General features: G+C 58.5%; 19 protein-coding genes. 6 read left to right on the top strand and 13 right to left on the bottom strand.

What is annotated here, in order from left to right:
• Positions 1–26 precede the first annotated feature (26 nt).
• From H6F59_RS15115 to H6F59_RS15095, 5 genes are all read right to left on the bottom strand, one after another.
• Complete coding sequence (locus H6F59_RS15115; RefSeq protein WP_190701553.1) at positions 27–1,046, bottom strand: lipopolysaccharide assembly protein LapB; 1,020 nt, start codon at positions 1,044–1,046, stop codon at positions 27–29.
• A 95-nt stretch (positions 1,047–1,141) separates the two neighbouring features.
• Entirely contained in the window at positions 1,142–4,351 is a 3,210-nt protein-coding gene (locus tag H6F59_RS15110; RefSeq protein ID WP_190701549.1) for a CHASE2 domain-containing protein, read from the bottom strand.
• A gap of 2 nt (positions 4,352–4,353) precedes the next feature.
• Entirely contained in the window at positions 4,354–6,009 is a 1,656-nt protein-coding gene (locus H6F59_RS15105) for a ShlB/FhaC/HecB family hemolysin secretion/activation protein (protein ID WP_190701546.1), read from the bottom strand.
• 703 nt (positions 6,010–6,712) lie between these two features.
• Positions 6,713–7,516 carry an ABC transporter permease gene (locus H6F59_RS15100; RefSeq protein ID WP_190701542.1) on the bottom strand — a complete coding sequence of 268 codons (804 nt, stop codon included), beginning with the start codon at positions 7,514–7,516 and terminating at the stop codon, positions 6,713–6,715.
• Between the two features lie 68 nt (positions 7,517–7,584).
• Complete coding sequence (locus H6F59_RS15095) at positions 7,585–8,241, bottom strand: ATP-binding cassette domain-containing protein (RefSeq protein WP_190701538.1); 657 nt, start codon at positions 8,239–8,241, stop codon at positions 7,585–7,587.
• Positions 8,242–8,336: 95 nt separating this feature from the next.
• Between H6F59_RS15095 and H6F59_RS27075 the strand changes: the two genes are divergently transcribed.
• Positions 8,337–9,230, top strand: a complete 894-nt coding sequence (locus H6F59_RS27075) for a DMT family transporter (protein ID WP_190701534.1) — start codon at positions 8,337–8,339, stop codon at positions 9,228–9,230.
• Between the two features lie 61 nt (positions 9,231–9,291).
• Here H6F59_RS27075 and lnt read toward each other — a convergent pair whose 3' ends face one another.
• From lnt to H6F59_RS15075, 3 genes are all read right to left on the bottom strand, one after another.
• Positions 9,292–10,899 (bottom strand): apolipoprotein N-acyltransferase, encoded by a 1,608-nt coding sequence (gene lnt / locus H6F59_RS15085; protein ID WP_190701530.1) that lies wholly within the window; start codon positions 10,897–10,899, stop codon positions 9,292–9,294.
• 428 nt (positions 10,900–11,327) lie between these two features.
• Complete coding sequence (locus H6F59_RS15080) at positions 11,328–12,044, bottom strand: heme oxygenase (biliverdin-producing) (protein ID WP_190701528.1); 717 nt, start codon at positions 12,042–12,044, stop codon at positions 11,328–11,330.
• Between the two features lie 268 nt (positions 12,045–12,312).
• Positions 12,313–13,170, bottom strand: a complete 858-nt coding sequence (locus H6F59_RS15075) for a universal stress protein (RefSeq protein WP_190701525.1) — start codon at positions 13,168–13,170, stop codon at positions 12,313–12,315.
• A 232-nt stretch (positions 13,171–13,402) separates the two neighbouring features.
• On the opposite strand from H6F59_RS15075, the gene H6F59_RS15070 reads away from it, so the two are divergent.
• Both H6F59_RS15070 and H6F59_RS15065 read left to right on the top strand, forming a co-directional pair.
• Positions 13,403–13,822, top strand: a complete 420-nt coding sequence (locus H6F59_RS15070) for a thioesterase family protein (protein ID WP_190701522.1) — start codon at positions 13,403–13,405, stop codon at positions 13,820–13,822.
• A gap of 148 nt (positions 13,823–13,970) precedes the next feature.
• Positions 13,971–14,477, top strand: a complete 507-nt coding sequence (locus H6F59_RS15065; RefSeq protein WP_190701518.1) for a pentapeptide repeat-containing protein — start codon at positions 13,971–13,973, stop codon at positions 14,475–14,477.
• A gap of 99 nt (positions 14,478–14,576) precedes the next feature.
• Here the strand turns inward: H6F59_RS15065 and H6F59_RS15060 are convergent, their stop codons facing one another.
• Positions 14,577–16,196 (bottom strand): radical SAM protein, encoded by a 1,620-nt coding sequence (locus H6F59_RS15060; protein ID WP_313887220.1) that lies wholly within the window; start codon positions 16,194–16,196, stop codon positions 14,577–14,579.
• A 364-nt stretch (positions 16,197–16,560) separates the two neighbouring features.
• Here H6F59_RS15060 and H6F59_RS15055 point away from each other — a divergent pair, with 364 nt between their 5' ends.
• Positions 16,561–17,517 carry a tetratricopeptide repeat protein gene (locus H6F59_RS15055; RefSeq protein ID WP_190701511.1) on the top strand — a complete coding sequence of 319 codons (957 nt, stop codon included), beginning with the start codon at positions 16,561–16,563 and terminating at the stop codon, positions 17,515–17,517.
• A 123-nt stretch (positions 17,518–17,640) separates the two neighbouring features.
• Here the strand turns inward: H6F59_RS15055 and H6F59_RS15050 are convergent, their stop codons facing one another.
• Entirely contained in the window at positions 17,641–18,654 is a 1,014-nt protein-coding gene (locus tag H6F59_RS15050; protein WP_190514686.1) for a type I glyceraldehyde-3-phosphate dehydrogenase, read from the bottom strand.
• Positions 18,655–19,187: 533 nt separating this feature from the next.
• On the opposite strand from H6F59_RS15050, the gene murC reads away from it, so the two are divergent.
• Both murC and murB read left to right on the top strand, forming a co-directional pair.
• Positions 19,188–20,717, top strand: coding sequence for a UDP-N-acetylmuramate--L-alanine ligase (murC, locus tag H6F59_RS15045; protein ID WP_190701508.1), 1,530 nt, complete (start codon positions 19,188–19,190; stop codon positions 20,715–20,717).
• Positions 20,718–20,776: 59 nt separating this feature from the next.
• Positions 20,777–21,688, top strand: coding sequence for a UDP-N-acetylmuramate dehydrogenase (murB, locus tag H6F59_RS15040; protein WP_190701505.1), 912 nt, complete (start codon positions 20,777–20,779; stop codon positions 21,686–21,688).
• Here the strand turns inward: murB and H6F59_RS15035 are convergent.
• The 3 genes from H6F59_RS15035 to H6F59_RS15025 all read right to left on the bottom strand — a co-directional run bounded on the left by H6F59_RS15035 (position 21,685) and on the right by H6F59_RS15025 (position 23,805).
• Complete coding sequence (locus H6F59_RS15035) at positions 21,685–22,866, bottom strand: FAD-binding oxidoreductase (RefSeq protein WP_190701502.1); 1,182 nt, start codon at positions 22,864–22,866, stop codon at positions 21,685–21,687. The genes murB and H6F59_RS15035 overlap by 4 nt on opposite strands.
• An 88-nt stretch (positions 22,867–22,954) precedes the next feature.
• Positions 22,955–23,611 (bottom strand): HAS-barrel domain-containing protein, encoded by a 657-nt coding sequence (locus H6F59_RS15030; RefSeq protein WP_190701500.1) that lies wholly within the window; start codon positions 23,609–23,611, stop codon positions 22,955–22,957.
• 8 nt (positions 23,612–23,619) lie between these two features.
• A complete protein-coding gene (locus H6F59_RS15025; RefSeq protein ID WP_190514691.1) occupies positions 23,620–23,805 on the bottom strand; it encodes an NAD(P)H dehydrogenase subunit NdhS in 186 nt (61 codons plus the stop codon).
• Positions 23,806–23,840 lie beyond the last annotated feature (35 nt).

Here is a 23,840-nt window from a genome sequence, read left to right as displayed (position 1 = left end):
GTGGATGAGTGGAGGGGTGGGTAGCCCTATTGGATGGGGGCGGTACAAAGGTCGGGGGTGTCGGTGGGGGCAATATTGAGCTGCTGGGCTTTTTCGAGCAGCTCAATGCGGCGTTTGAGCTGGTTGGCCCTGGTGCTGTTGTTGGCCAGGGCATAGCTCAGCTGGGCCTGCCGCAGCTGGGGCAGTGCAGCAGCCAAATTGTTTTGCACTACCTCCAGTTCCCCCAGCCCCTCCAAGGCGATTGCCTGCCAAAGGTTGTCGTCACCAGCCAGCTCTAGAGCCAGGGTGTATTGCTCGGCGGCCAGGCTGTTGAGCCCGGCAAAGCTGTAGAGGTCGCCCAGGGCTAGTGCCAGGGTGGCAGTCGGGACCAGGGCAGCCTGGGCCGCCAGGCTATCGATGGCGGCATTGAGCATTTGGTAGGCCAGGTAGATCTGGGCAGTGGCCAGGGCCTGCTCTTCGGGAGAGAGAGTCAAGTCGTTAAGGCTGGCCAGATCGGCCTCAAGGCGCGATCGCGTCTCAGGAAACAGCACCGCAAACCCGGCGATTGCGCAGCCCGCGTCTGAATCGGAAGACACTCCCTGGTCGGTAATTACCTCCACGGAGTAGAACAGCTCTGGGGCCAGGGGCGGATCGCCCTCGTAGAGCACGGATGACTCAGGGGTGGTGGTCTCCCACACCACCCGCTCCCGCCCGCCGTTGGCGTCTTGCCACTGCCAGAGCCGTACGGTGTAGCGCTCGGCTCCTGCTACCGGATTCCATCGAATGGTGAACTGATCGCTGGTTTGAAAGGTGTTGCGAGGGGTAATGATGTAGGGCACCGTGGCATCAAACCCACCGACTAGGCGACCCGAACGCACGCCGCCGCCCTGCTGACGGTTAGAGGCCCGCCCCCCTCGGTTTTCTCGCCCGCCCACCAAAAAGTCAAACACCCCGGCTTGGGCAAGCTCTGGGGTCGGCAGCACCAGCAGCGCCATCCCCAGCAGCCCAGCCAGGAGGAGCCGGGGTCTGAGGGCAGATTTAGCAGGATGGTTCAGGAAGAAAGTCATTGCTTTAAATCAGGAGTAACGTTTCAGGAGGAAGGGAAGCTTTGAATGTTGAGTTTCGAGTTGAAGGCCCGAATTCAAAACCCAACATTTTCTCACTACGGATTACGAACTCGACGGCTCAAATATTCCACCAGCCCTGCCGTACCAAACCCCGCCACCAGAGCCGGGATCAGCGGTAGCCAGCCACCGGCTAAGACCAGGACTGCGTAGCTAAGGCTTACCAGCAGCGTCATGGACGCCGCTGCGCCCATGATGAGTACCCAGGGTCGTGCGATCTGACGGGCTACTAGACCTCCGATCAAGGCCCACAAGCCAATCCACGGAGTTTCGGCCCAGACGGGCCACCACCAGATCAGGGCGCGATTCTCCAGAGCCGCATTCACTAGCTGGCTAATCATCTGCCCGTGGACCACTACTCCCGGCAGTTCACCTTGGGGCGTATTGTACGAGTCGGCATTGCGATCGGTGAGGTCTCTATAGCCGATCAGCACAATTCGCCCGGTCACCAGAGCGGGGTCAACTTGCCCCATCATCACCGCTTGGAACGTTACCTGGGGGGCAAACCGGTTGGGGTCGCCAGCGTAGGTGCGATAGTTCACCATCGTCTGGTAGCCGTTGAAGGTGTCGGGCCGAAGGGGAGTATAGCCCCCAGCCTGGCTGGTCAGAATGCCACCGGCCCACAGCTGAGGCACCCGCACTGGGCCCAAGGTCATGTCTTGAATGCCCCCATTGGGCAGGAAGGGATCGGTAAAGGGAACGCCCTGCCCCTCTAGGTACTGGCGAACCAGGCGTAGGCTAAAGGCCTCAGCGGTATCACAGGTGGGGGGGTCGGCCTGATGTTTCAGGTAGTGGCGGCGGACGAAATTGTTTGCATCGATCGCAAAATCGTTGAACCCAACCTGGCGGCTGGGCAGTTCCGGGGGCTGATCCACCCCGGTGTCCTCGTAGGTGGCTTTGCAAATGCCAAAAAGGGTGTCGCTCTGGCGCAGTTGGGCCGCCAGGGCAGGGTCAGCAGCAAAATCGCGGTAGAAATCCAGACCAATCGCCGCTGGGTTGAAGGCCGAGAGGGTGGCCAGCACCTCCGCTAGCGCCCGATCGGGAATGGTGCCCAACCCCGGCGGGTAGCGACCCTGCTTCACCTGCTCGCGCAGCCAGTCGCCGCTGGCTTCGTCCACAGTCACAATCAGCAAGTGCGAATCCTGAGGTTCGCTGGGGCGGCGGCGCATTAGGGCATCGTAGGTGGCGAGTTCCAGCGGCTGTAGGGCTCCGACCAGCCGCAGGGCCGCTACTACCAGAGTGACAGCTAGGCTCACTAGACCCACAGAGCGCAGCTTCACCTTCCGGAACGGGAGCTGGCGGCTGGCAACCAGGTAATCGAGCTGCGCCTGATTTGGTACCGGCACTTTCCCGGCGGCCTGGGCCAGCCAGTCATTGGCCTGGTCAAGGGCTCGCCCCCGCAGCAGCAGGCTGGGTTCGCGCCCAGCATTGTCCCACTCCAGAGCCCGCACCAGCAGTCGAGTGTGCCGATCCACATGGACGGCGTCGCTCTCTAGAATGCGGTACAGCTCGCCAAAATTAGAGGAGTAGTCGCCGTCGTGGGCTTGAAAATTGACCCAAGGGCAATCGACTAGGGTGGGGGGCAAGTTACCCCGAGCCACTGACCCATCCGATACCGCAACGATCCGTTTTTGCAGAGTCTTGGCGTAGCCCAAATCGGCCAGGCAACTCGGATTTTTTAGGCAGTGGGCAGACACGACCACCAGACAGTTCTGGGCATTTTCTAGTGCTTCGTTGACCATAGCCAGCTCATTGCTGGTGTCTACCCGGATGGATTGGTCAAACCAGGTGCTTTTGCTTTGCAGTTGCAGGGTGGCGTTGAGGCGGCGGGCAAAGTCTAAATCGGCGGGGTCGGCAATCAAGAAAACGTCAAGGGTCTGGGTGGCAGGCTGAGTCAGGCTCTCGGAGACAAACTGGGCTTGGATCTCAACCGGGGCGTAGCGGGGTCGGGTTTGGGCCGCTTTGAGCCAGTTTTGGGCTTGGCGCAGTTCTCCGCCCCGCAGCAACACGCTGGGGTTGCGACGCTGCCGCTCCCATTTGAGAGCGGCAACCAGCAGCAGCTTGTGAATGCGCAGGTAGGCGGCATCTTGGCGCAGGGTCGCGATTAGCTGGCGACTGCCGATCTGAGCGCCTAAATACTCCTGGGCGCGGATGTCGAGCAGTTGCACATTCTGTAGCACTGCTGGCAGTACCTCCGACGCCAGGTCTTCGGTTAGCACCGGAATCACTCGCTTGCTGAGGCTGAGGGCGTAGGTGAGTTCGCTTAAACAGCGAGCTGAACTCGCCGAGTAGGCAGAGAGCAAAAACACAAAATTATCGGCCCCTTCTATACCCTGGGCAATGGCGGTTTGAATGCGATCGCCCGTCGCTAAATCCTGCTGCCAATCCCACACGGTAAACCCGGCCCGCATCAGGTAATACCGCAACCGGCTGCTGAGCTGGGTCGAAGGTGCTGGCAAGTCGGGCGTATCCTCGGGACGGGAGGACGGTTTTGCCCCATCAATCTCGGCAATCCCAGCTTCGTCGTAGCAGAGAAAGACCTGCGCCAAACGGCTATCGGCGTACTTGGTGCTGCTGGTAACAAACTCCCCGTGGAGGTTGGTGGGTTGGCAAAAGGGCGGCTCGTCCTCAAAGGCCTGTTTGAGCCAGGCTTCGGCGGCCTCCCGAACTGCTCCAATCAGCAAATAGCGCGACTGCCGCTGGTTTTGCACCCAGGTCAGGGCCGCCATCAGGTACTGGGTATGCTGGTGAACAAGGACCTTGCGGTCTTCCAGGGTTTGCACTAGCTGGGCTAGGTACTGGTTGGGGTCATCTAGGCCGTCGCGGCAGCTGATGCGGTTGAGCTTGGCAATTCCGGGGTGAATGTTGCGGCTGGCAGAATGCAGCCCCTTGGTCTGGTAGTCGATCCAGTCGGCTTCAGTACCCTTTGGGTGACGCCGCTGCCAGGTCTCGCGGGAAATCTGCCCCACATGCATGAGGGGAATAATCCGCTTGTTGTAGCGCAGGGCCTGCTCAATCTCCTCGGTGCAGTAGGGCGAGTTGACCGAGTGAGGGCTGATGATAAAAATTAGGTTGTGGGATTTTTCAATGCTTCTGTCGATGTGGGTCTGGTAGTTGACCGCAAAGGGAATGTCGGTTTGATCCAGCCAAACCCGGTAGCCTAGGTCAATTAGCCGCTGGCATAGCGCCACCGCAAAGTCTTTGCTGTCGGGCCGCCCGTAGGAAATAAACGCATCTTGGAGCTGCATAGTTAAAACCGGTAGCGCACATCGAAGTAGACTCTGAGGCCCGAGGGGCGATCGCTGGCCAGCTCGTCCAGCGCAATTAGGGGAATGCCAAAATCAACTCGGGCATCCACGTTCTCCACGGGCGTCATCATCACCCCTAGCCCCGTGCCCAGCAGAAAGTTTTGGTTAGTAGCCCGAAAGTCTCGGTTATGGGCCCACACGTAGCCCAGGTCCAAAAATGGGCTGAGGCTGAGCAGCGCCGACTGATTCTCGTCGCGCAGCAGCGTGATTTGGTCTTCTACCGCCAGGCGCAGACCGTTGTCGCCAAAGCGCCCATTTTGGTAGTAGCCCCGCACCGACTGGGCCCCACCAATAAAAAACTGCTCTGAGCCCAGCAGGCTGCTGGAGGCAAGCTGCACCGCCCCCCGCACCAGCAGCTGGTGGTTGGGCCCCAGCACTTGCAAGCGCTGGACCTGCCCCTGCCAGCTAAAAAATTCGCCGCTGGGGCTGGGGTCTGGCAACAGGGTGGCCCCAAATAACCCCGTACCTAGGCGAAACTGAGACTGCAATCCCCAGGCGCCGCTAGGGTCGCGCCGCAGGTAGTCTTGGCCAAAGCTAACCACACTGGTTACCGTGGGCGGCGTAATTACGCCGCCCAGCAGAGTAGAGCCGTTGCGATAGCGAAACCCGGCAGACAGCGCCAGTTCTTCCCGGAGGGTGCGAATTAGGGGCTGGCGGTACTGGATTTCATAGCTATCGGTAGAGCCGCGGGGCTCCAGCCCAAAGGTGGGGTCGGTGGGGTCGGTGATGCTGTAGCTGCTGGGGGTGGCTCGCAGCAGCAGAGTGCCTTCCTTGGGGTTGAGGGGCACCAGATAAGACAGCTCGTAGGCGTAGGAGCCCCCGGTGGTAGAGCGATAGGCCGAGGCCACCAGGCGATCGCCCCACCCGGCCAAGTTGTTGTACTGCAATGTGCCGCCGGTGCGAAACTCACCGACGCTGCGGGGCGACAGGGTATCGATAGCCAAGCTGCCGCTGACTGGAGGCGCTTCGGTCACCTGCACCGTCAGAATGCTGCCATCGGCCTCCTGGCCCTGACGCAAGCTGGCTTCCACATTGTCAAACAGAGGGTCGCGCTGGAGTAGCTGAAGCTGACCTTCCAGCTGGTTTTGGTTCAGCGGGCGAGTGCCCGCTAGGGCGATGCGCTGCTGCACATAGCTCACCAGGCGATCGGTGCCCACGACGCGAATCTCCTCTAGCCCGCCCTCTACCACCTGAAGCCTGACCACTCCCTCCTGCACCGGCTGGGGCGGCAGCACCGCTTCAGAGGTAATGTAGCCAGCATTTAAATACAGCTGGGTAACGGCATTGGCAGCGGCTTGGAGTTCTTCTAGCGTTAGGGCACGCCCCTCAAAGGGGACCACGGCCTCGGCCAAAACCCTAGGGCTAAAAACTGTGCTGCCCTCTACCAAAATGGTTTTCACTTCAATGGGAGCGGTAGAAGAACCGGCTCCGGGGGCAGGACCGAGGGGGGCTGAATCTAAGCGATCGCCAGCTTCAGCTCGGATGACCGGTGGCCCCAAAGCCGATGGTTCTGGAGCGATCGCCGTCGCCAATCCAGCGCCTAAAATACTCTGAATTAGCCCGGCTACGACAGCAACACCTAAGCCTTGAAACCCCATAGCAGACCTGCAAGTTACTGATAGATGCACTAGCCCCACGCGGTATTAGCGGATTTCCCAGAGCCAGCTTCTCCTCTGGATATAGGCTAGGTTTATTAAACTACCCCGCAGGAGATTTAGGTAATTCTGTTCAGCTAATTCTAAGAATTGGAGCTATGGCTGTAGCCGCATTAGTAAGGAGATTAGGTAGCGCTGAAAATATTCATTTGAAACCTGAGTTCGACAGCTAAAAAGCAGCTGGTGGCAGGGCTGTATGGTTAGGGGGTTGGGGATTAGGCGGCGATCGCAGCCTAAATTACCTCTTTATACAAATCCTTCTAATTACTACCAATCGCGTTTGGCGAGTCTCGCTCACAGAGCCGCTCAAACTCGCGGTAGGAAGTCGTCAACGTTGTAAAAAATTTGGGTTGGGTGGAGGCGTACTAGTCTCAAAGATATGGCTGAGGTGCTTGAAACTCAACATTTTGAGCGTAACCCTCAAGATTGCCTTCAGAGCTTCACTCGTTGTCGAACTCAAATTTCATGTGGAGCATGGCGTTGGTGAGAATTACCAGGGCATCGCAGCCGGCCAGCGCGGCTTGGAGGCGATCGCTCTACATCCCCTAAGTAAAACCCTTCCGTTTTGCCAAACAGATTTTGCACATTTGCCTTGAAACGGGCAAAGCCCTTGGCTACAAACTGCTTGGGCGATCGCCTTTAGTGGCTACTGCTTAGCTTTTTCTAGATAGTCGAGCCGGAGCTGGTGGTCGGGGCTGAGCAGGCGGCGATAGGCCAGCAGCACTACGCCAAAGATCCCCAGGGCGGCTCCGGCGGCGATCATAAATATAATCACGATCTGGTAGCGCACGGCGTCGATGGGGTTGGCTCCAGCCAAAATTTGGCCGGTCATCATGCCCGGCAGGCTGACCAAGCCCATCACCATCATCGAGTTGATGGTGGGTATCATGCCGACGCGAATGGCGTTGCGAACTTGGGGATGGGCGGCTTCCCACCGGGTGGCCCCCAAGGCCAGCAGGGTCTCGACCTGGTCGCGCTGGGTCACCAGCCCTTCCATAAAGCGGTCTAGCCCTAGGGAAATGCCGTTGAGAGTGTTACCCAGCACCATGCCCAGTAACGGGATCAGGTACTGCGGGTCGTACCAGGGCTGTACCCGAATAATGCCGACCATCGCGAAGCCCGTCACCAAGGAGGAGGAGGCCAGCACCGACAGCAGGCTGTGCCAGTAGACGCCCACAAAGCGGCGCTGGGTGCGGTTGACGGCGGCGATACCCGCGATCGCCGTCATCACCAGCGCGATCGCCAAAATGACCAGGGCATTGTCTTGGGTAAACAGCCACTCCAGCACAAAGCCAATCAACAACAGCTGCACCACCATGCGCAGGGCAGCGATCAGCAGCGACTGACCCAGCCCGAGCCGCAACACCGCCGACAGCCCCACATTCACCACAATCAATAGAGCCGCCAGCGCCAGCTGCCCGTAACTAATGGCAATGTAATCGGTTTCCATAGGCCGGGAAGCGGGGTATAGGATTCAGGGCCGCACCTTGCACCTTGCACCTTACACCCTACAGCCGCTTACACAAATTCCCCTAGGTTGAGCTGGCGATCGGTAACTCGACGAATTTGCTCGATGTCGTGGCTGGTGAGTAGGCAGGCGCGGCCGGGATGCTGAAGCCAGTCGCGCAGTAGGGATTCAACCTGGGCTGTGGTCGCGGCATCGAGGGATGCTGTCGGTTCATCCAGCAAGAGCACCCGGGGACTGAGCTGTAAGGCGCGCAACAGGGCCATAATTTGCGCTTCGCCGCCGGAGAGCCGAGCGCCCTGCAAGTTTAGAAAGTCTGGGCCACGTCCAAGCTTTTGCAGCCAGGTCCGAAGGATAGTCGGGTCAAAGCGGCGCTGGCGATAAATGTCGAGGTCAAACACCTGAGTGAGGTTGTCTTGTACGGTGCCGTCGAGGGCGACCGCGCGCTGGGGCACCATCATCACCTGACTACGGTAGGCGGGTAGCCCCCACTCAGACGGAGTTTTGCCCTCAAACCTGACTTCCCCTTGTTGAATTGGGTCGAGCAGCGTCAGGTTGCGCATCAGCAATGTTTTGCCCGCGCCGGAAGGGGCAACCAGACCCACGCAATCGCCAGCTGTCAACTCGAAACTTACTCCGCGCCACAGCCGCCGCTCCAACAGTTGACGACTTAGATTTTTAACCGCCAACAGGGGTTGGTTTGGCTCCATCTTGGGCCTCGTGATCGACAACTTTTGCACTGAGGCTGTTTAGGGCAGCGGCCTCTCTACAATACACAGCTAAGGCTTAGGAAAAGGAGAGCATTGTGGAGCCAGCCCAAAACCAACGACAGCCGACCATCATCGGATTCTCGGCGGTGCTCATGTGGGCTACCCTGGCCCTGCTGACTGACCTGAGCGGCACGGTGCCGCCCTTTCAGCTGACGGCGATGGCGTTTACGATCGCATTCGTCATTGGCCTGGCCGCCTGGGCTCGGTCGGGGGGCAATGTGCTGCGCCACCTGCGGCTACCCTGGCAAGTTTGGGCCTTGGGCATTGGCGGGCTGTTTGGCTACCACTTCTTCTATTTCATGGCGCTGCGCCACGCCCCAGCGGTGGAGGCGAGCCTGATCGCCTACCTGTGGCCGCTGCTGATTGTGTTTTTTTCGGCGTTGCTGCCGGGTGAGCGGCTACGGTGGTTTCACGGGGCGGGGGCGATCGCAGGCTTTCTTGGCGCGGGTTTGCTCGTCACCAAGGGCCAGGGCTTCAGCTTTGATGCCCAATACACCACTGGGTATCTGGCGGCCTTGGTCTGCGCTCTCACCTGGTCGGGCTACTCCATTCTCTCTCGATACTTTGGGGCAATTCCGACCAATGCCGTAGGGGGCTTTTGCGGAGCCACAGCCCTGCTGGCTTGGATCTGCCACGCTCTATTTGAAACAACGGTGGCCCCGGCAGGGTGGGAATGGGTCGCCATCCTTGCCCTGGGGCTAGGGCCGGTGGGGCTGGCCTTCTTCACCTGGGATTATGGCGTGAAGCGCGGCAATATTCACGTGCTGGGGGCACTCTCCTATGCGGCTCCCTTGCTCTCGACACTGCTGCTGATCGCCTTCGGTCGAGCAGAGGCCACAGCGGTGGTGGGATTAGCCTGTGCGCTGATTGTCGGCGGGGCCTTATTAGCGACGCTCGATTTCTTTAGGCCTCAGGCCGGAAAGGTTTGAGTGTTGAATTTTGAGTGCTGAATTTTGAGTTAAGGGGATAATTCAAAACTCAAAATTGATATCAGCGGCGATCGCGCCATCCCAGCACCAGGGTCAAGCCCAACAGCAACGGCGTCAGCCAGTCGCCCCAGCGAATGTAGGGAGTGAGAGTTTGGCGGCGATCGAGGGTAGCGCGGTGAGTGAGATAGATGTGGGGCTCCCCCAGCCAGAGGGTGCGACCGTGGTTGTCGACCAGGCCAGAGAGTCCAGTGTTGGTGACGCGCAGCGCCCAGCGATCGCTCTCCACCGCCCGCAGCGCATCAAATCCGTGGTGCTGCTTCATCATCCACACCGGGTAGGGGTCGTTGTTAGAGGCGGTGACGATGAACTCGCCGCCGTTTCCCACCTGTGGGCGAAACAGACGGCTGTAGGCCGACTCATAACACACACCAACAATGCCCTGGCCAACGCTGGTTTCAAACCGCTGGTCAGATGCCCCTGGCACCAGGTAGCTATCGAGCGGCGACAGGCGACTGATGAGGCGGTCCAGCACCGCCTCAAAGGGCACATATTCTCCTAGGGGCACGAGCTGTACTTTGTTGTAGCGCCCGTAGGTTTGGCCGTCGGGGCGCAGCTCGAGCAGGGTCTGGGTGTACTGCGATCGCCCCTCCACCGGCACCGGCGCAAACGTACCCAACCACAGGGGCACCCCAGCTTGCTCCACCGTGCGAATGATGGCTGCAATTTGGGGCGTATTCGCATTCCACAGCTGCGGCAGCGCCCCTTCTGGTGTCACCACCGCATCTACCCCTTGGGCCACCAGGGAACGGTAGCCGCTGGTGTAGCCCTCTAGCGCCTGACTGACCCCCTGGGGCGTCAGCTTTTCGCGGGTAGGTACATTGCCCTGAATGAGTCCCAATGAGATGGACTGGCTGGTGGGAACGGCCTCTGTGCGGGCATAGAGGATAGCGCCGAGGGTATGACCTAGCAGTACCAGCGCGATTGCGGCGAGGGCAAGGGGGCGTCGGGTAGATGGGTGGATGGGTGGATGGGTGGATGGGGAAGGGCTGCCCAGTAGCTTGGGGACTGGGGAAAAGGCGAGGGCGAGGAGGCCGTTGGTGGCAACCAGAATGGCAGTGATGGCTCCCGGCCCCGACAGACGAGACAGGTGCACAATCCACAGGTTGTTGGGACTTTGGGTGAGGCTGAGGGGCGACCAGTCGAGGGGACTGTGGTTGCGCAGGGCTTCGAGAGCGCACCAGAGTGCAGTCCCAGCAAGCACCAGCCAGAATCGGCGGTGAGGCCAGCGATGGGCCGCCCAGGCAATCGCCCCACCCCAGACAGCAATGCAGACGGAACCCCAGAAGACGATAAAGAGCCAGGAGGAGAGGGCGATCGCCACGCTACTGCCCCAGGGCACCCCCATCCACATCAGCGGGTGCAGGTGGGTAATCCACGCCAGCGAAATGCCGTAGTACACCAACCCCCACAGCAGCCCGTAGGCTGTTGCCAACCCCATCTGCGGCGTTCTCAACACGACCCACCACAGCGGCACCAACCCTACCCAAGCCAGCGGCCAAAGGCTCCACGGCGGCAGCGCCAAAGCCATCAATACCCCGCTGAGAGCAACCAAACCAGCTTGCCCCCAGCTCCAGCCGTAGGCCAAGTTCCGTAAAAACGTTGCTGCCACCTTCATTGCCAACCTCAGCTACCTTCCTCTGCCCAGCTATAGGATTCTCTTAAAAATACCTTTTCAGAAGGTGGGCACTGCCCACCCTACAGTACTGACCAGAGCTGCGAATCAGCTGATTGGCAATACAGAGTTTTAAACCAATGACAAATCGATCCTTTCCGTTGGGTTCAGGGCGGCGGTACGGCCCTGGTCGACGGGGTCTGGGGGCAATCGAAACGCCCCCAGCGGTAGATCTAGCTTTAAGACCAATTGCTCTCCACCAACTTAATGGTGCATTGCTGCGCGTTGGCAAAGCCTCGCCTAGGCGTTATGCACCCTACAGCATATGCCCCAAAAAATTGAGGAAGCGACGGTGAGTCACTTCCTCAATACGGTAGTTGAAAACAGAAACCAACAGTTTGGAATAAACCGGAGATTCTACGATTCTACTCGGCGGTCGCCAGCTCAGTGCTGCCCCGACGACGACGGCTGGTCAGCGTATTAAACAGCATTTGACCGATCGCCTTGATCAAGTTACCTTCCAGCTCCTGGAACATCTGCATGTTGACGCCAAAGGCATCGTTGGCCTCTTCGACAATGCGGGCAACCATGGCATCATCCACCGGGGCCGCATCCATCGACTCACGATACTTGGCCTTAAACGCTTTCTCATCCGAAATTTCGGGGAACTCGTAGAACGCCGTACCCTCGCCCTCAGAGAGGTTCATCGCTCGCTGGGCAATACCCTTGAGAATTTGCCCACCCGACAAATCGCCAATGTAGCGAGTGTAGGAGTGGCTCACTAGCAGCTCAGGCGCGTTGTTGCCCACTTCACGGATGCGATCGACGTAGCGCTGGCCGCCAGGAGTCATCGAAATTTCATTTGCCCAGTTAGGGCCGTAGTAGTAGGCCAGGTCAGACTCTAAAGATGCCTTGCGGTGTAGCTCAGGGAAGTAAATCTTAGAGACAACCGGATGGTCTTTGTGACGCTCTAGCTCTTCTTCCATCGCCGCATAGGCGTAGTAGAAGTTGGCCACCAGCTTGCGGTAAGAGTTCTTCTCAACCACACCCCGCAAAAAGCAGCGCACAAAGCCCATGTTTTCGGCCATGGTGTGGGCTTTCTTGGTGCCTTCGCGCAGCTCGGTGGATAGGTTACTGCTCATGCTGACTGTCTCGCTCTAGGGTGAATTAAAAGGTGAGGTTTAAACGGAGTTTCGGTTAGACAATGCTTGGTCAGACAGATCGGCTTCTCACAATCAGAGCCGTAACATGCCATGACAAAGGGCACATTTGTTTAACTTAGACCCATTTGACAACTGTTTGCATTACGAATTTTTACAGGCAGTTACCCAAAGTTATGCCCTTCTCAGGATCAATCCGGGAATATACCCAAGTACCCCCGCCGCCAGGGCAGAGGCACAACGGTAACCGTTATTTGGCTGCCATCCGAGTTAATAGCACCGGACAAGGAGCGTACACCCGCACGAAGTCGGTCAACGATTCGCCCAGCACTTTGTCTAGGTCGGGCAGGCCCTTAGCAATGGTGGGACGGCGATCGGGAGAACCCAGAACGATCAGATCTACATTGCGCTCTTCGGCCAGCTGACAGATACGGCGACCCGGCTTGCCCTCGGGGGCCGACAGCTTGTAGGCAATACCGTACTTCTTCGCTTCAGCTGCCGCTGCTGTCAAAATGGGGTCTTGGTTGGGGTCGGTGCTGACCACGTCAAAGGGCTTGGTCTTGAGGCTAGACACCGTGTGCACCAGGGTAAGCTCACCGCCCTTAACATCGCGCAACAGGGAAATAGCGATGTTAAGCCCTTCGCGCGCCGAGTCAGATTTATCCATGGCGACCATGACCCGCTTCATGGGGCGAATGCTGTAGAGGTCGTCTTTGACCAGCAGCATGGGCCGCGACGATAGCTGAAACACATACTGGCTGACAGAATTTTCGAGAATCGCCTTGAGCCCTTGCAACCCGCGCGAGCCCATGATGATCAGATCGGCATTGACCTCATCAGCCACCTGGATGACCACGTCTTTGGGGTCGCCCTCCCGCAGCACGGCGTTGACTCGGCTGGGGTCAAGGTTGAGGTTGGTAATGGCGGTGGCCAAGGTGCGACCACCGGCCTCCCACTTCGAGGCCATGGCTTCGGCAGACACCTGCGATGGCACTACGTGGAGCACCGTTACTGAAGCTCGCTGCACTAAAGGAATCTCCATTAGGGCTTTCATCATGGCTTCGGTGTTGCCGGTGCCGGAGTTGGCCAAAAGAATTTTTTCGATCATGGTGTCCTCGTATGGTTGCGCTTAAGGGTTGAGAACGATGGGAACGTCATTCAGAGCCAAAGCCCCTTTAGAAATCTTGAGGTGAGGCCTTCTCCCACCCGTCTCAACCACCGGCTCAACGGGGTATAAAACTGAGCTAAGGTGTTCTCAATCATCATAGGCATCGGGTTTGAGCCTATTTTGGCGCGATTCATAATTTGTAGTAGAGTTTGCTCGCTGCTGGCGGCCCCTAATGGAACAGTCCCACTGGTATGAGCACCGGGTCATGGTGCAGCCCCACCACACCGACTACGCGGGCATTGTCTGGCACGGTACCTACATTGCCTGGATGGAGGAAGCCCGGGTGAACTACCTCAGCGACTGCGGGCTCACCTTTGCCGACTGGGTTAAGGCCGGGGTGGATTTGCCAGTGGTCGATTTGGGGTTAAAGTATCGGCGATCGCTCACCCTAGGCGACACCGCTCTGGTCAAGGCCCGCCTTGAACCTGCCAAGGGCGTCCGCATCCTCTGGCACTACGACATTCAAAACGCCGCCACTCAAGAGACCTGCATCGAGGGCACCGTAACGCTAGTTCCAGTAGACTTCAAAACCCGCCGAATTTTGCGCCGCCTGCCCGATCATCTACAGACGGCTTTGGATTCTATTCTTTGACAGCCTCAACTCCCCTGCGGCACAGCCCCAAAACTTTGCCTCAAAACTTTTGTAGGATGAGCAAAGCGCAGCGTGCCCATTAAGCCCTAGATCGCAGATCCGATGGGTACGATCTAGCGTCCTTTGCCCCCCTACGGTTGCCTCGGATATGTTCCTTCCCCTCCCCCAAGCCTTTGCTGTCGTTTGTGCCCTGCTCGTCATGCTCGCTGGGTGGCTCGGCGTCGTCCCTACTGCCCAGGCCCAAGAGAACACAGTCGATTACACCCTTACCGACCTCAGTTTTCGCGACTTCTCGGGCAAGAGTCTTTCGGGCACCTCCTTTGCGGCGGCAGAGATGCGGGAGGCCAACTTTGAGAAAGCCGACTTGAGTAAAACCATTCTCACTAAGGCGTCATTTTTACGGGCCAACCTGGCCGGAGCCAACCTGACGGGCACCTTTGCCGATCGCGTCATTTTTGACGGCGCTGATCTTTCCAATGCCCTCTTCATCGACGCGCTGCTCACCAGCAGCAGCTTTGGCGATGCCAATATCACCGGGGCCGATTTCTCCGGGGCGATTGTCGATCGCTTTCAGACCGCGCAGATGTGCAAGCACGCCGACGGGGTGAATGAAACCACTGGGGTGGCGACCAGGGATAGTTTGGGCTGCCGGTAGTAGATGAGTGGGCGGGTGGATGGGTGGATGGGTAGAGCGGAGTAGCCACCGTAGGGTGAGCAGTGCTTACCGTTGGGAAACAGTTTTTCAGAAATTGCCTTAGACCGCGATCGCGCCTACCCCGGCCGAGTCAAAGTGCTTTTGTAGAGTGGCCTTGGGCAAAGGTCCCAGCAGGTGATCCCACGGCAGGGGGCGATCGAGATCCCAGTCTTCGTGGACGTAGTATTCCAGCGGCGGAATCTGGCCCCGAAAGTCTTTGAAGGCGCGGCGGTAGCTGCCTAAGCTATCGCCATAGTGGCGCACGCGTTCGAGAATGGGGCCAAGGCGGCGATCGCCCCGCGAAATCAACGCCTGAATTACCGACCAGTTGTAGCTCTCAGGCCGAAATTCGATGCCTTTGGAGCGCAGGTGCTTTTGCAGATACTTGAGCCGCTTTTCGGCTTCGCGGTTGACCCCGCACCACTGAAACGGGGTATGGGCCTTGGGCACAAAGGTGCTGCACCCGAAGGTGAGCCGTAGACCAGGGGCAGCTTTCTTGAGTCGCAGCATCAGGGCAACGGTTTGCTCCAGGTCATCCATGGTCTCGCCGGGTATGCCCGCCATGCCATAGAGCTTCATGGCGCTGAGGCCACCAGCTTTGGCGTTGACGGCAGCGTGCTCGATGTCATCGGTTTCAAGCTTTTTGTTGACGATCTGGCGCACCCGCTCGGACCCACTCTCGATCGCGATGGTGATCGAGCGGCTGTCATGGCGAGTTAGGGTCTCAGCCAGCTTGGGGGTAACGGTGTTGGTGCGCACCGAGGAAAGACTCACCCGCACATCGTCAAACTGTGGTCGATTTAAATAGTCCAGCAGCGTGTCAAATTCTGGATGCTGAGTCACCGAAGCCCCCAGCAATCCCAGCCGGCTAGTGACAGCAAGCCCCCGCTCAATGGCGGGGATTAGGGATGCTTCCAGGCTGGCGGGGCGAAAGGGCAGTGTCAGGTAGCTGGCTAGGCAAAAGCGGCACATCTCCGGGCAGCTGCGCACCACCTCCACCATAAAAATGTTTTCCCAGGCGGCGTGGGGAGTAACCACGGTCGAAGCCGACAGCACATTGCCTCGGTAGGTCTGCTTTTGCACCGCAGCAGGAATATCGACATCGACGGGATGAATAGCCTGCACATCGCCGGTAGGGCCGTCATAGCTGACGGTGTAGAGCGATGGCACGTAGACCCCCGGTACCCTGGCTAAGCGCCGCAGAGTCTCAAAGCGGGAGGCAGATTTTAGCTCCACCAGGGCATCAAAAAAGTCATCTAATAGAGTCTCGCCATCCCCCAGCAAGATCACGTCAAAGAAATCGGCAAAGGGTTCGGGGTTGGCGGTGAGCACCGGGCCGCCGCCAAAGACCAGAGGGTGGTCAGCGGTGCGATCGCCCGCAAACAGCGGAATATCCAGCTGCTCTAGCAGCGTCAGCAGGTTGGCGTAATCCAATTCCCACGACAGTGAAAAACCTAGTACATCCACCACTGCAGGCAGCGGCTCATGACCATCGGTAAACAGCCGACTCACCTGAACATCGCTCCGATGGGCCAGAGTGGCCCACACCACCTGATAACCCAGACTGGTAATGCCCACGCTGTACTCGTTGGGAAAGGCAAACACCACCGCCAGCGCGTTCTCTTGGGGAGTGACGGGCTCAAACAGCAGAGTTTCATCCTGAAGGGGAAGGGAGGGCACGGGCAACGTTACACAAATTAAGGCTTCTCCAGTGTAATCAGTGGCAGACGTCTTCACCCACCTGGGAGGCATCGGCAGCAGTCCGTAGAATCACAGGCCGCACAACAACGCTTTATCAAAGCCTGGAGCCACACAGCCACCTATTGGCTAAGGGAGGTTAGAAAACGATACGTCTGCTCCCACAAACACAGCCTGGATTCAGTTGATTTGCGCAGGCGGTGAGGTTTTCCCTAGGCAAGATGTCGTAAAAGCACGGTGTCAACTCAGGATGTATAAACCTACGATTAAGACAACGCGATCTACCCGACTCTCCCACCGTGAAAACACTTCGTTAAACGCTACCGCAGCACTGCGGCTTCGGCCTATGACTTCCTCTATGCCTCCCATTCGCCCCACCTATATTCTCGTTGACGAGACCACGGTGAGCGTGCCCCGAGATCCATCTTTGCTAGCCCAGGCCGAGCGCATTGCTGAGGGCTACCACAAGTGCCAGGCGGCGGAAGCTTCGCAGTGGCTAAAGCAGGGGCTTGCCCATCTGCGGCAGGGGCAATACACTCCGGCCCTATCGCTGTTGCAGCAGGCGCTTCAGAGCTACCGCAACCTAGGCGACAAAGAGCGCCAGGCCAAGGTGTTGCTGACTCTAGCCAGTTTGTATTACCGAGTGGCCGATTACCTGTGGGCAGCAGACTACGGTCGGCAGTGCCTGCGCATTGCTCGCGATCTGGGCGACGACGCCATCATGCAGCAGACCTTGGGGCATCTGGGCAACTGCTACCGTCACATGGGCAATTTGCAGCGGGCGCTGGAGTATATGGGCCAAAGCCTTACCCTAGCGAAGAAAACTGGCGATCGCCCTGGCGAAATGCGATCGCTCAACAACCTGGCTATGATCTATCGCGCCAAGGGCCTCACCCGCCAGGCTGCGACCCTCTATGAAGCCAGCCTAATGATGGCTACTAGCCTGGGCGATCGCAGCACCAAGCTTCAGATTCTGCAGAACTTGGGCAACACCTATCTCACCCTGCGGGAGCATCCCCAGGCCATCGACTGCTACGAGCGCTTTTTGGCCATCAGCGAAAGCGGCGAGGGATCTACCGACAACCGCACCAACCGCCGCATTCTCACCCAGCTCACCCTGGCCAGCATTGCCATGGGCGACCACAACCGGGCGATCGTGCACCTTCAGCACCACCTGTCGATTGCCTGCTCCCTAGGCGACACCAAGGGAGCCGCTGTTCTACTCGACGACCTCAAGCGCAGCTATGTTGCTCTCAGCGAAGCGCGGGTGGCGGTGCTGCGGCCCGAACTAACCTCGGTGTAGTCCACCACGATTAAAATCTTCTCTCTAAGAAAACAAAAGGGGGACGCAAACCTGCGTCCCCCTTTTACTAACTACTGACTGAAACTATTTGGCGATGGCCTGGAGTAACAGGCCGTGGTTCGCCTATTTCCAGTTGGCAGCCACCATCTCAGCCAAGTCAACGACGCGCTGGCTATAGCCCCACTCGTTGTCGTACCAGGCCACCACTTTCACCATGTCGCCGCCCATCACCATGGTCAGGCTAGAGTCAACGATCGAAGACTCATCGGTCTTGCGATAGTCGATGGAAACTAGAGGCAGGTCGCTGTAGGCCAAAATTCCCTTCATGGGGCCTTCGGCAGCAGACTTCAGCGCCTGGTTGACCTGGTCAGCGATCGCAGGCTTCTCCACCTGAACCACTAGGTCGACCACCGACACGTTGGGGGTGGGCACGCGCAGGGCGATCCCGTTTAGCTTGCCTGCCATTTCAGGAATCACTAGGGCCACAGCCTGAGCTGCCCCGGTGGTGGTGGGCACAATGTTGAGTGCCGCAGCACGGGCCCGCCGCAAGTCACGGTGGCTAGCATCGAGCAGCCGCTGGTCGCCGGTGTAGCTGTGGGTAGTGGTCATGGTGCCTTTGATGATGCCGAAGTTCTCGTGCAGCACCTTGACCACGGGGGCCAGGCAGTTGGTGGTACAGCTAGCGTTGCTGACCACGTTGTGGCGATCGTGGGTGTACTCTTTGTCGTTGACGCCCATGACGTAGGTGCCAATGCCGCCGCCCTTGCCCGGTGCGGTGATCAGTACTTTTTTGGCACCCGCTTCGATGTGGCGAGAGGCACCCTCTTCGCTGACGAAGACCCCAGTGGACTCAATGACTAGATCGATATCCCAAGCGGCCCAGGGCAGGTTGTTGGGGTTGCGATCGGAGTAGCACTTAATAGTCTTGCCGTTGACGATCAAGGTGTCTTCGCCAGCGCTGACATCGGCATCTAGCCGACCCAGCATCGAGTCATACTTCAGCAGGTGGGAGTTAGTCTTAGGATCAGACGTATCGTTAATAGCGACCACCTCAAGCTGGCTGTTCTCGCGCGTCAACCAGCAGCGCAGAAAATTACGGCCAATGCGGCCAAAACCATTAATTGCTACTCTAACCACTGCGTTTAACCCTCTGTTGTAGTCGGACTAGGTATCTATTCTTAGACGACACCATAATATCGCAAAGCATGATCCACTTTATAGGGGTTAGCTATTGAACTGAATCTATTCTAGATTCAATACAGACCCTAATATCTCTATGGAATGGATGGGGCGATCGCCCCATCCATGGCCACCTGTGGGGATCAGTCTAGGCAATAGCATAAGTATTTCTACTTTAACCGCTCATTTCGCATAGAAAATTGATATGCCATCCTGATGAGCTCTTTATTAATAGGAGAAGATTAGTGGGCATTAGCCCGCTTTTGCCCAGCCCGCTCTTTCCCACCGATGGTCAGTAAACCTCTGATCAGGGGCATCCCAGGAGCCAGTCAAAGCATTGTTCGCGGCACATCCCCCTTAGGGATCAGAACTAAAAAAACGCTGGAACTGCCGTCCAGCTAGGCTAATACCGATGTTTAGGCCAATTCGGCAATTCTTGCTATGATTACGCCTGACACTTGGTGTGGTGTGGTGTTGTAAGGAGTGTAACGATGCCGATTTCCGTAGATTTTACCGGCAGACCCTTTCATTTCATTGGGATAGGGGGCATTGGCATGTCGGCACTGGCCTACATTTTGACTAAACGCAACCTGCCTGTATCGGGATCCGACCTGCGCTTAACCCACATTACCCGTCGCCTGCAAGAGGCCGGTGCCCATATTTTTTGGCAACAAGAAGCCGCTAACCTGAGCTACTTTCTCACTACCAACCAGCCAGTCCTCGCCACCGCAGCGAGTCGAACCGGAACTGGCTCAGTGGGGGCTAAGGTAGCTACGCCGGTTATCGCTCCAGACGCTACTCCCCAAGTGGTTTGTTCCACTGCGATCGACACCCGCAACCCTGAATACCAGGCAGCTCTAGAGCTGGGCTGCCCCATTCTGCACCGCTCTGACTTGCTGGCCGCACTGATTCGCGAGTACAGCAGCATTGCCGTTGCTGGCACCCACGGCAAAACCACCACCAGCAGCATGATTGGTCACCTGCTGCTGAATGCCAACCTCGATCCCACCATTGTGGTGGGCGGTGAGGTATCGAGCTGGGGCGGCAATGCCCGCCTCGGCCAAGGTCCCTACCTAGTTGCCGAGGCCGATGAGTCAGATGGCACCCTGTCAAAGCTATCGGCCAGCATTGGCGTAGTTACCAACATTGAGCTAGACCACACCGACCACTACCGCGACCTAGAAGATGTAGTGCAGATCTTTCAAACCTTTCAGCGCCAGTGCGGTCTGTTAGTCGCTAGCGCCGACTGTGAAGTGGTACGCACCAGCCTCAAGCCCGATGTCACCTATAGCCTCAGCCCTGATAACGGCGCGACCTACCACGTCACCGACTTGCAGTTTGGGGCGGAAGGCACCTCAGCTCTGGTTTGGGAACTGGGTCAGCCCATGGGTCGCCTCCGTCTGCGAGTGCTGGGCTGCCATAACCTCAGCAACGCCTTAGCTGCTGTGGCCGTCGGGCGGCACCTGGGCATTGCTTTTGACAAAATTGCCGAGGGGCTAGAGAAGTTTTGCGGCGCTCGCCGCCGATTTGAGCACCGGGGTAGCTACAACGGCATTCAGTTTTTTGACGACTATGCCCACCACCCCAGCGAGATTCGCGCTACCCTGGCGGCGGCTCGCATTAAGGCCGATCAGACTCTGCCAGTCGACAGCCGTCAGGATAACCGCCGCGTGGTGGCGGTGTTTCAGCCCCACCGATTTAGCCGTACGGCAGCGTTGCTGAACGACTTTACCGATGCCTTTGTAGATGCCGACCAGGTAATCATGGCCGACATCTACAGCGCGGGCGAGAAAAATACCTTTGGGGTTTCGGGTCGTCAATTGGCCGATGCTGTAGGCCACGCACATCCAAGGGTTTTGTACGGCCACACCCTAGACGATATTCAGGCGGCCCTGGCTCACAGCTTGCGGCCCGGCGATCTGGTGATGTTTATGGGGGCGGGCAACCTCAACCAGATTATTCCTCAGGTGATGGCTTACTATGCCGAGGCCGAGGTGCCCTCGCTGCAGGAGGCCTGTTAGGCACCGGCGATCGCGACGGAGTTGGCTAGCCTAGGGAACGACTGTTGAGAGCTGGGACCATGAACCAAACCCTTGGAGTCGCTCCTAATTTTGCCTGCTTGAAGCCGCAAGTATCGCTACAATCGTTGACCACCTTTCGAGTGGGTGGCCCAGCGGAGTGGTTGGCACTGCCGCGCAACCAGAGCGAGCTGGAGCAGGTTTTAGACTGGGCGATCGCCGCCAGCCTCAAGATTACCCCCCTGGGGGCAGGCTCAAATTTGCTTATCAGCGATCGCGGCATTCCTGGTCTGGTGGTCTGTACCCGTCGCTGGCGCGGCACTGAATTTGGCACCGCTGGTTGCGTTACCGCGGCTGCGGGTGAGCCATTACCTACGCTGGCCTGGAAGGCTGCCAAGCGCGGCTGCCGCGGCCTCGAATGGGCCGTTGGCATTCCCGGCACCGTAGGCGGCGCGGTAGTGATGAATGCCGGTGCCCACGGTGGCTGCGCGGCAGATGTGCTAACCTCAGCCACCGTGCTCGACCCAGAGACCGGCATTCTGACCATGACGCCCGCTGATTTAGCGTTTCAGTACCGCACCTCGATCCTTCAGGGAGGGCGACGGATGGTGCTGAATGCCACCTTTCAACTGGAGCCAGGGCATGACCCCGCAGTGGTGATGGCCGACACCCTAGCGGGTCTCAACCAGCGGCGGGCCACCCAGCCCTACGACATGCCCAACTGCGGCAGTGTGTTTCGCAACCCCTACCCTCACACAGCGGGGACGCTAATTGAGAAAACCGGATTGAAGGGCTACCGCATCGGCAACGCCCAGGTAGCTGAGCGCCACGCCAACTTTATTCTGAATTTAGGCGGTGCCACCGCCACGGATATTCAGCACTTGATTCACCATGTACAAGATGAGGTAGAAGCCCGCTGGGCCGTTCGTCTGCAAACCGAAGTGAAATTTATGGGCGAGTTTCCGAGTATTTAGACTTCCTGGGAAAAGCGATCGAGGGCTATCGCTGCGATCGCAGGATCCGCCTCCCCCACCACTGCCTGGGCAAAGCGCTGGGCGACCGGCGGCAGATACACAAAGGGAGCACTAAACCCAGCCATCACGTGCAGCCCCGCAACCCCAGGCACGGCTCCAACCAACGGCAACCCATCGCGGCTAAAGCTGACTCGGCAGCGCCGCCAGGTGCCCGGCACATCGGCCAGGGCGGGAATTTGAGCCGCCATAGCGGACCGCATGGTGCGATCGCTCTCCACTTCATCCAAATCTGCTTCCAGATCCGTCAGCGTGCGGCTAATCTGGCCCAGGCAGACATGGCCGTCTAAAAACTGAATCGCCCCGCTGTCGAGAATGGCGGGAGTGACCTCATGACCCGGCTCATCCCATTCTCCGTCGGTGTCCGGCTGACTCGCTTTGGCTTCCAGAGTAAAGCGCTGAGTCTGGGCGGGCATAACCAGCGATCGCAGCTGGAGATCGAGCGGCGGCGTCTCAATCAGCTCAGCGTGGGTGTAGTAGAGCGGAATTTTTACTTGGGCCTGGTGCAGCAGCGCTCGGCTAAAGGCCCCTGCCGCCACCAAAACATTCTTGGCGGGGCAGGCCTGCTCGGCGGTTAAAACGCCCGTGACGCGATCTTTGATCCGCACCACATCTACCACGGCCGCAATCATCCGGGTGCCGCCTAGGCGCTGAAAGGCCTGGTTGTAGGCGTTGACTAAGGCCACTGGAGAAACATGGCCGTGGCGTACGGTAAAGGCTCCAGCGATCGCATCCCGATTTAGCAGCGGCTCCAGCTCCTGGGCCTCGGTGGCCGATACAAACCGAGGCGGCGTCGCGCAGTGGGCATAGGCTGTGGCGGCGGCCTCAGGGTCGCCGTCTGCCGCTAAGGTTAGCACCAGATCCAGCTCGCGGAACTGGGTGTCGGCCTCTAGTTCTTCGCTGAGCTGGCGCTGCTTGGCAATGCCCTCCTGGCAGAGCTGCTGGGTGAGGGTCGTGCTGCCCGACCAGTAGGGAATGCCGCCGTAGCTGTAGCGGGTGGCGTTGCCGGGCTCTAAGGCGCGATCGATGAGTAGCACAGACAGCCCCTGACGAGCCAGTTCGTAGCTGACCGCTGCCCCCACCAGACCGTTGCCGACCACAATCCAGTCAAAGGTTTGCATAGTTAATGATCAAGGTTTAGGGGAGAGGGTTTAGGGTTTAAGGGAAGAGTAGGTGGTTCGCCTGAAACCATAAACCTTATACCTGACCCTAGGCGTAGATCTGACCCAGGATAATGCGCAGGCGATCGTAGTCATCCTTCAAAAAGATGCTGAGGGTGCGGCCAGATTGCACCAACCAGGCGCGATCGAGCTTGCGAAGTTGATAGCCCTGGCGCAATACTGCGGCCACTAGGCTGTCTACCGGGGCGCTACCCATGGCCAGCAGGGTTCTTAAAAAATCGAGCTGCTCGGTGAACTCAATCACTGCTTCAGGAGAGCAGGCATACACCCCCTGGTGCACCTGAGGCGGCCGGGGCGGCAGGTGTTGAAAGATTGGTCCCTGAGGTCGCCCGGCCAGATCAGGGGCGCGAAAGCCTACAATCGCCGCCTTAAACTCGGTCTTGAGCATGGCAAAAATCTGCGGCTGCTGCTGGCGCAGGTCTTCGAGGGACAGCCCCAGAGCTCGCGCCCGGTGTACCGAATCAATCGGGCTGGTGGTGGCGTGATACACCACCCCGTAGACGGTGTTGCCCGATTCCTCATCCAGGGCGGTGACCCAGCTGCCAAAGGGGGGCATGGCCGAAAACGCCAGCGCCTCAGGCTCTAGGCACTGGGCCAAAAATTCGGTGGTGGCGGTTTCAATCACCTCGGCAATGTGATTGGGCTGCCGCGCTGGAGCCGTGGTCTGGGGCAGAGGTAAACGCATGGCAGTACCTAACGCCGCTTGCCAGAGCTCACCGGCTCCAGCTCAGACATTTCAAAGGTGACCAGCTTATCCCAGTTGCCGCCCTCAAACAGCACCGCTACCTTGCCGTCGCTAATGCGCTGCACCAGACCCTGAAAACCGTAGTAGGTATCGTTGACGTTGATCACCGTAACCGGAGCCCCAGGAAAAATCATGATGACTAATGCTTTTGATCTGCCCCTACAGTTTA

It is taken from the genome of Nodosilinea sp. FACHB-141, assembly GCF_014696135.1.
Lineage (GTDB): Bacteria > Cyanobacteriota > Cyanobacteriia > Phormidesmidales > Phormidesmidaceae > Nodosilinea.
The sequence above is the reverse complement of the archived record's forward strand: the minus strand, read 5'-3'. Positions and strand labels throughout refer to the sequence as shown.

Coding starts and splice junctions, on each gene's coding strand:
- H6F59_RS15080 (WP_190701528.1), bottom strand. CDS start 12,044: ATGAGCAGTAACCTATCCACCGAGCTGCGCGAAGGCACCAAGAAAGCC.
- H6F59_RS15065 (WP_190701518.1), top strand. CDS start 13,971: ATGTTCCTTCCCCTCCCCCAAGCCTTTGCTGTCGTTTGTGCCCTGCTC.
- H6F59_RS15075 (WP_190701525.1), bottom strand. CDS start 13,170: ATGATCGAAAAAATTCTTTTGGCCAACTCCGGCACCGGCAACACCGAA.
- murB (WP_190701505.1), top strand. CDS start 20,777: ATGAACCAAACCCTTGGAGTCGCTCCTAATTTTGCCTGCTTGAAGCCG.
- H6F59_RS15110 (WP_190701549.1), bottom strand. CDS start 4,351: ATGCAGCTCCAAGATGCGTTTATTTCCTACGGGCGGCCCGACAGCAAA.
- H6F59_RS15055 (WP_190701511.1), top strand. CDS start 16,561: ATGACTTCCTCTATGCCTCCCATTCGCCCCACCTATATTCTCGTTGAC.
- H6F59_RS15105 (WP_190701546.1), bottom strand. CDS start 6,009: ATGGGGTTTCAAGGCTTAGGTGTTGCTGTCGTAGCCGGGCTAATTCAG.
- H6F59_RS15095 (WP_190701538.1), bottom strand. CDS start 8,241: ATGGAGCCAAACCAACCCCTGTTGGCGGTTAAAAATCTAAGTCGTCAA.
- H6F59_RS15070 (WP_190701522.1), top strand. CDS start 13,403: ATGGAACAGTCCCACTGGTATGAGCACCGGGTCATGGTGCAGCCCCAC.
- H6F59_RS15100 (WP_190701542.1), bottom strand. CDS start 7,516: ATGGAAACCGATTACATTGCCATTAGTTACGGGCAGCTGGCGCTGGCG.
- H6F59_RS15025 (WP_190514691.1), bottom strand. CDS start 23,805: ATGATTTTTCCTGGGGCTCCGGTTACGGTGATCAACGTCAACGATACC.
- H6F59_RS15030 (WP_190701500.1), bottom strand. CDS start 23,611: ATGCGTTTACCTCTGCCCCAGACCACGGCTCCAGCGCGGCAGCCCAAT.
- H6F59_RS15035 (WP_190701502.1), bottom strand. CDS start 22,866: ATGCAAACCTTTGACTGGATTGTGGTCGGCAACGGTCTGGTGGGGGCA.
- H6F59_RS15115 (WP_190701553.1), bottom strand. CDS start 1,046: ATGACTTTCTTCCTGAACCATCCTGCTAAATCTGCCCTCAGACCCCGG.
- murC (WP_190701508.1), top strand. CDS start 19,188: ATGCCGATTTCCGTAGATTTTACCGGCAGACCCTTTCATTTCATTGGG.